The 287-nt window shown below is 67.9% G+C and carries 1 pseudogene; it reads right to left on the bottom strand.

The features are described from left to right. Nucleotides 1-287: pseudogene (locus tag GJQ66_RS12350) on the bottom strand (M4 family peptidase); the annotation flags it as partial.

Consider the following 287-nt stretch of genomic DNA (forward strand, 5'->3'; position numbering starts at 1 on the left):
AAGAGCGTGCCGGTGCCGGACGTGCCCTGGTTGAGGTCGTACGTCTTGTGGCCGCCGCGGGCGCCGTCGGTGAGGTTGTAGGTGCTGCCGCTCTTGGTGGTGGTGAGCGGGACGGTGCCGCTGTACGAGCTGGTGCCCGTACCGGTCTCGATCGTCTCGTCCTGGAAGAGCTTCTTGCCGGTCTTCGCGTCGGTGACGACGTGCAGCTCGCTGGGCGTGCCGTCCTTCTGGACGCCGGTGACCACGGTCTCGTACGCGAGGACCAGCTTGCCGGAGGCGGCCCAGAT

Source organism: Microbacterium sp. ZXX196, assembly GCF_009709595.1.
Lineage (GTDB): Bacteria > Actinomycetota > Actinomycetes > Actinomycetales > Microbacteriaceae > Microbacterium > Microbacterium excoecariae.